The sequence below is a fragment of the Synechococcus sp. R55.7 genome, assembly GCF_047461955.1.
Lineage (GTDB): Bacteria > Cyanobacteriota > Cyanobacteriia > Thermostichales > Thermostichaceae > Thermostichus.
Window position 1 is genome coordinate 1,850 of sequence record NZ_JANSIC010000133.1, and the last position, 5,348, is coordinate 7,197.

The 5,348-nt window shown below is 58.5% G+C and carries 4 protein-coding genes, 1 tRNA gene and 1 pseudogene; 5 read left to right on the forward strand and 1 reads right to left on the reverse strand.

Features of this window, described 5'->3' with window-relative positions; genetic code table 11:
* On the forward strand, positions 1-390 hold a 390-nt coding region (locus tag NW820_RS08255; RefSeq protein WP_414407211.1), incomplete at its 5' end, for a hypothetical protein.
* Between the two features lie 227 nt (positions 391-617).
* Here the strand turns inward: NW820_RS08255 and NW820_RS08260 are convergent.
* A tRNA-Pro gene (locus NW820_RS08260) sits at positions 618-691 on the reverse strand.
* Positions 692-981: 290 nt separating this feature from the next.
* On the opposite strand from NW820_RS08260, the gene rpsB reads away from it, so the two are divergent.
* From rpsB to queG, 4 genes and pseudogenes are all read left to right on the forward strand, one after another.
* Positions 982-1,776 (forward strand): 30S ribosomal protein S2, encoded by a 795-nt coding sequence (gene rpsB, locus NW820_RS08265; protein WP_414358039.1) that lies wholly within the window; start codon positions 982-984, stop codon positions 1,774-1,776.
* 159 nt (positions 1,777-1,935) lie between these two features.
* Positions 1,936-2,580, forward strand: a pseudogene (tsf, locus tag NW820_RS08270) (translation elongation factor Ts); the annotation flags it as partial.
* Positions 2,581-2,934: 354 nt separating this feature from the next.
* The gene (locus tag NW820_RS08275; RefSeq protein WP_414407212.1) at positions 2,935-4,350 is read left to right on the forward strand and encodes an amidohydrolase; all 1,416 of its coding nucleotides are present in this window, start codon (positions 2,935-2,937) and stop codon (positions 4,348-4,350) included.
* Positions 4,351-4,406: 56 nt separating this feature from the next.
* Positions 4,407-5,348, forward strand: a 942-nt coding sequence (queG, locus tag NW820_RS08280; protein ID WP_414407213.1) for a tRNA epoxyqueuosine(34) reductase QueG, incomplete at its 3' end; no start/stop codon positions are given.

Here is a 5,348-nt window from a genome sequence, read left to right on the forward strand (position 1 = left end):
CTTCCAGATCACCTCTATTTCCCCAGCCAAAAGCGGGTGATTGCCTTTATCCAAGTGGCTGCTGGCAGCATGTATTGGCAGGTCAATAACTTCAACCAATTGGTGATTGCTCACCCTGGGCTTCAGTTTCTCTTGCTGCGGGACGCCCGCCTCAAGCCTCCTTCTCCAACAGCTACTGCCACCCAAGCGGCCTTGGCTGCCCTCAACAACAGCCCCAATGGCAAGTATGCTCTGCTCACCCAAGACGACCGCATCCATCTGGAGCTGATGCACAGGATGATCACCGACATCCAAAACCGCGACTTGGAGCTAGACCTGACCTCAGCCGTTCGGTACTATCTTGAGCATAGGGATCCCCCCCTTATCGCCTGGATCCTGGGCCGTGATTAAGCGCTCCAGATCCGTCGAAACCCCATGTTGTTCAAGGTCGGCTCCGCATCGGGATCCAGCACCGTAAAACCGGGATCCCATATTGTCCGGCCAAGCTTGTGACCTGATTCTTAAGGCTGCCGATCAACGGAGCCAATGGCAAGGGATTGACAGCGGAGCCAAAGTACCTCAAAGTTTCCGGCATAGTGGGCTTTGTCCGGCTCAAGCCCTCCCCTGATTACTCAGTATCGGAGCGGCGGGATTTGAACCCACGACCCCCACTACCCCAAAGTGGTGCGCTACCAAGCTGCGCTACGCCCCGACGCACTTACGGGTAGAAGCCCATGAAGTGCCTAGCTAGTCTAGCATCGGATCGCGGCCAGAGTTAACCCCAAGCTGCGGGATCCCGTGGAAAACATGCTAGCTTAGTTAAGCCGTTAAGAAATCGCACGCCTGAACCACCGGGTGTCCTTACAGCCCTTTCGCGGTTTGCTGCAACAGCTCCTGAGTTCCTTGCCAATGGGGGTAGAGCGCTCTGTGCAGGTAACCGGCGGGAAGGCCGTAACTGGGATCCGTTCGGGCGGAGGCTAACCCGTAGGAGAGGAAAAACTCATGAGCGTAGTCAGTTTGCCTCAACTGTTGGAGGCAGGGGTTCACTTCGGCCACAAGGCCAGCCGCTGGAACCCGAAAATGCGGCCCTACATCTTTACCGAGCGGAACGGCATCCACATTATCGATTTGGTGCAGACGGCCCGCTATCTGAACGAAGCCTACGAGTATGTGCGGGATGCTGCTGACAGGGGTTGGCGCTTCCTGTTTGTGGGCACCAAACGGCAAGCTGCCGGGATCATCGCTCAAGAGGCTCGTCGCTGTGGCAGCTACTATGTCAACCAGCGCTGGTTGGGGGGCATGCTCACCAACTGGGCCACCATCAAAACCCGCATCGACCGCCTCAAAGAAATTGAGGAGATGGAGAGCAGTGGTCTTCTGGATCGCCTGCCCAAACAAGAGGCCAGCCGTCTGCGGCGAGAGTTGGCCAGGTTGGAAAAGTACTTGGGCGGCATTAAAACCATGCGCAAGCTCCCCGATGCGGTGATCATCGTCGATCAGCGGCGGGAGGCCAACGCCGTTCAGGAATGTATCAGGCTTAACATCCCGATCATCTCACTCCTGGACACCAACTGCGACCCCGATCTCAGCGATATCTTCATTCCCTCTAACGACGATGCCATCCGAGCGATTAAGCTGATTGTAGGCAAGCTGGCGGATGCCATCTACGAAGGGCGGCATGGGCAGCTCGACACCGTTGAAGAGGATGAGTACGACTACGAAGGGGCCATGGATCTGGACGACGACATGCTGGAGGATATGGAGGACGAAGAAGAAGGAGAAGCCGAGGAAGGCTAGACCGAGGGCAGGGATCCCGTGCAATCCGGGCACTTCCCTGCCTGTTCCCTATCCAGAGGCGTGTATTCTTGAAATCTAGGTTTACAATTCTACCGAAGCCCGCTCATTCTCACTCATATCCCGCCACATTCTTCCCGTTCTTTCATTCGAGGAGCCCTCATGAGCATTGATGCCAAACTGGTCAAAGAGCTGCGCGAAAAGACGGGCGCAGGCATGATGGACTGCAAAAAAGCCCTGGAAGATTCCGGTGGCGATATGGAGAAAGCCATCACCTGGCTGCGACAGAAAGGGTTGGCAGGGGCAGCCAAAAAGGCCAGTCGCGTCGCGGCAGAGGGGGCAGTTGACAGCTACATCCACTTCGGCAATCGAATTGGGGTGTTGGTGGAAGTGAACTGCGAGACGGACTTCGTGGCCCGCAACGAAGATTTCAAGAAATTGGTGCAAGACATCGCCAAGCAGATTGCCGCCTGCCAAAACGTAGAATACGTCAGCGTTGACCAGATCCCTGCTGAAGTGGTGGAGCGGGAAAAAGCCATTGAAATGGGCAAAGAAGATCTGGCCAATAAGCCGGAGAACATACGCGAGAAGATCGTGCAAGGTCGCATCGAAAAGCGCCTGAAAGAGTTATCCCTGTTGGATCAACCCTTTATTAAAGATTCCTCGATCACGGTGGAGGAATTGGTCAAGCAGCACATTGCCAAACTGGGGGAAAACATTCGGGTGCGGCGGTTTGTGCGCTTTGTCCTGGGAGAGGGGATCGAGAAAGAAGAAGTGGATTTTGCTGCTGAGGTTGCCGCTCAAGCCGGTCTCAAGCCGGCAGAGGCCCCCAAAGTGGAAGAGACTCCACCCGCTCCTCCTGAAGAACCTGCCCCAGAACCGGCCCCTGCTGCCGAGAGCAAGCCGGCCAAAAAAGGCTCCGCCAAGAAAAAGAAATAGCCGGTCAAGGCTGAGCTGTAGGGCCATGTCGGCGGTGCAGAGGCGTTGAAACTGCGTTATGGAGAGTGTGGGCACCTCTATGTCGGCAGTTCTATAACCACTACGCTTGGGTATCCCTTGGGGGAAAGGCTAGGTTATGCATGCAAATGTTCTGATCCTCCCGCCTTGGCAGGGTTAACTCCAGCACGCTAAGGTAGCAGACGGCCTTTTTGGATCCCGGGCATGAGTTTTATCTTGCGCAATGCGTTAATTCCCACCGCCACCGGCTACGAAACCGCAGATGTGCGAATCGAGGGGGAACGGATTGCTGCCATAGGCAGAGGGTTACCCGCAACGGGCGCAGACAGCCTGGAACTGGATGCCAGTAACCAACTCTTGCTGCCGGGCTTTGTCAATGCCCACACCCATTCTTCCGAAATGTGGCAACGAGGGATCATACCGCCCTATCCGCTGGAGCTGTGGCTGGCACAACTGCACGAGTATGCGCCGCCGGATCCGGAAAAAATCTATCTCAGCGCGCTGGGGACGGCGGTGGAAACCCTGCTGACGGGGGGCACCTCGGTGGTGGATCATCTGGTGCTGATCCCTGGCCAAGAGTTGGCCACCATTGAGGCGGCGGTACGGGCCTACCGAGAAGTCGGGATCCGCGCCTTCGTGGGCCCCTTGATCCAGGATCAGGCTCTCTCTCGGGGGTTGCCCAGCAGCTCCTCTTGGGATCGGGAGCCGGAAACCTATCCCCTCTCCACAGCAGAGGTGCTGGCCATTGTGGAAGAGGCGGTGCAGCGCTTTCACCGGCCAGAAGAGGGCATTACCCTCATGGTGGCTCCCACAGGGATCCAACTGTGCTCAGACGAGCTGTTCAAGGGCTGTGCGGAGTTAAGCCAGAAGTATGACCTACCCCGCCACGCCCACCTGTTGGAAACCCGCGCCCAGCAGATGTTGGCCCAGGAAAAGTACGGCTGTAGTGCTGTGGAGCATCTGGAGCGCTTGGGCTACCTAGACCGGAAAACTTCCTTGGCCCACTGCGTCTGGCTCAGCGATGCCGATATCGAGATCTTGGCCCGCACCGGCTCTACCGTTGTTCACAACCCCCTGAGCAACCTGCGCCTGGGCAGCGGCATTGCCCCCATCTTGAAATACCGCCGGGCAGGGGTGAACGTGGCCTTTGGCTGCGATGGGGCTGCCAGCAACGATTCCCAGGATCTCCTGGAGGCCATCAAAATCGGCACCATCCTGCACAACATCACCGATCCCGACTACCGCCACTGGATCTCGCCCCGCGAGAGTGTGGAGATGGCCTCCCGCGGTGGGGCCATTGGCCTGGGGCTAGGGGAGGAGCTGGGATCCCTGGAAGTGGGCAAGCAAGCGGATCTGGTGCTGTACGATCTCACCCAACTGTCGCTGTTGCCCCGTACCGATCCCATTGGGCTGCTGGTGTTGGGTCGGCCCACCCAGGCAGTGCATAGCGTTTGGGTGCGAGGAAAACAGGTGGTGTCCGGCGGAGCCGTGACGACGGTGGATGTGGCCAAGCTGCGGCAGGATCTGTTTGCCCACAGCACCTGGGATCCCTTCCGCCGATCCCAGCAGGCAGAGCATCTAGAAGCTCGTTATCGTCGGGTGATGGGCTTGCCAAAGTAGCGTTGGATGTCCCTGTGTGGCCAGAAGAAGCAGACCGGGCCAGCATCACAGAGCAGGTGAAACGACAGGCCCTGGCGCTGGGTTTTGACAAAGTCGGCATTGCCAGCATAGAGGATCCCCCCGACTTGCGGGGCCTGCAAGCTTGGCTGGCTGCGGGCATGGCCGCCGACATGGCCTGGATGGCGGATCCTAGGCGAATGGATCCAAAGCAGGTGCTGCCGGGGGTGCAGTCGTTGGTCTGTGTGGCTTTGAATTACTACACCCCCATCCGCCACAGCCAGGATCCCGGCAAGGGCAAGATCTCCCGCTACGCCTGGGGGCGAGATTATCACCGCGTGTTGGGACGGCGGCTCAAACAACTCCACCTCTGGATGCAAGCCCAGTTCCCAAATCATACGGGTCGATTCTACGTGGATACCGGCCCGGTTGCGGAAAAGCCCTGGGCCATGCAGGCGGGCTTGGGTTGGATCGGCAAAAACAGCCTGTTGCTCACCCGCGAGTACGGCTCCTGGGTGTTTCTGGGAGTGATCCTGACCACCCTGCCGTTGCTCCCTGACCAGCCCCACACCGCTCACTGCGGCACCTGCACCCGCTGCCTAGAGGCTTGCCCCACGCAGGCCATCGTCAGTCCGGGGGTGGTCGATTCCCGCCGCTGCATCGCCTATCACACTCTAGAAAGCCACGCCGAGCGGATCCCTGCCAAGATTGCCCAAAACCTGCACAACTGGGTGGCCGGCTGTGACATCTGCCAGGAGGTCTGCCCTTGGAACCAACGCTTTGCCCAACCCAGCCGGATCCCGGATTTTCAGCCTTACCCTTGGAACGTTGCCCCCGATCTCCAAGAACTGGCCCAGATGGAAGATGGGGAATTCGACCAGAAGTTTCCCGCCTCTGCCTTGCGCCGGCTCAAGGCCCACCGCCTGCGCCGCAACGCCCAAGCAGCCCTGGAAGGCAATTCCAGCTCTGCAGCTGGCAGCAACGATTTGGAAGCCCCCTCT

Excerpts from the sequence above, each read along its gene's own strand:
- NW820_RS08275 (WP_414407212.1), top strand. The coding sequence starts at position 2,935 with ATGAGTTTTATCTTGCGCAATGCGTTAATTCCCACCGCCACCGGCTAC.
- rpsB (WP_414358039.1), top strand. The coding sequence starts at position 982 with ATGAGCGTAGTCAGTTTGCCTCAACTGTTGGAGGCAGGGGTTCACTTC.